Source organism: Hymenobacter sp. AT01-02, assembly GCF_000961955.2.
Classification (GTDB): domain Bacteria; phylum Bacteroidota; class Bacteroidia; order Cytophagales; family Hymenobacteraceae; genus Hymenobacter; species Hymenobacter mucosus.
The window spans coordinates 1-1,015 of record NZ_JZIR02000235.1 but is presented as its reverse complement, the minus strand read 5'-3'; the positions used below and the strand labels follow the sequence as shown (position 1 = coordinate 1,015).

Here is a 1,015-nt window from a genome sequence, read left to right as displayed (position 1 = left end):
GGCCGTGAAGTCGGTGCGCACCGTGCCCGGCACGATGGTGCGCACCTGGATGTTGAACTGCTTCACTTCGTACTGCAACCCTTCCATGAAGCCCTCTACGGCGAATTTGGTGGCGTTGTAGACGCTGTAGAGCGGGAAGGCAATGTGCCCGCCCACGGACGTAGTGGTCAGAACAAGACCCTGCTTACGTTCACGGAAATGGGGCAGCACGGCGCGCGTCACGTTCATCACCCCGTACACATTCGTTTCAAACTGCTGCTGCACTTGCGCGGGGCTGAGGGCCTCAAAGGCGCCGGCAAGGGCATAGCCCGCGTTGTTAAAGAGCACATCTAGGTGACCGAATGCGCGCAGGGCAGCGGCCACGGCGGCCTCAATGCTGGCCCCGTCCAGCACATCGAGCGGTAGCACCAGCACATTGGCCAGGGTGTGTAAGTCGGCGGGGGCCTTGTGGGGCGCGCGCATGGTGGCGACGACCTGCCAGCCGCGCTGAGCAAAGTAGCGGGCAGTAGCCAGCCCAATGCCGGAGGAAGCACCGGTAATGAGAATCGTTTGGGGGGAGACAACAGCCATCGTATTGCGAGTCAGTGAGTACCCGACAAAAGTATTCTGGCCCTCGCCCGGCTGGTTAACGACTTTCAAACCGCTATTGACCAAAATCAAACCTGGCGCGCCTCCGTAGGGGTACACTGCGCGTGCCGCTTAAAAAAACTGGTGAAATGGGTTTGCTCATCAAACCCCAGGCAGTACCCAATCTGGCCAATGGGCCAATCGGTGTGCACCAGCAAGGCCCGCGCTTCCTGCACCAACCGCTGGGCCAGCAACTGCGAGGTAGTTTTGCCTGTGGTGGCTTTGAGCGTGCGGTTGAGAGAGTTGACGTGCACGGCCAGCCGATCGGCAAACGCCTGGGCCGTGTACAGCGCCAGCCGCTGGCTCGGCGAAATGATGGGAAACTGCTGGGCCAGCAGCGTCCGAAACGCGTCCGCCAACCGATTGCCGACCAAGACTGCCTGGGGCC

General features: G+C 61.3%; 2 protein-coding genes. Both read right to left on the bottom strand.

The genetic code is table 11. From position 1 onward, the window contains the following. The coding region (locus tag VI25_RS22780) for an SDR family oxidoreductase (protein ID WP_045690869.1) at positions 1 to 570 on the bottom strand (570 nt) is incomplete at its 3' end. A gap of 86 nt (positions 571 to 656) precedes the next feature. After that, on the bottom strand, positions 657 to 1,015 hold a 359-nt coding region (locus VI25_RS22775; protein WP_152981799.1), incomplete at its 5' end, for a helix-turn-helix domain-containing protein.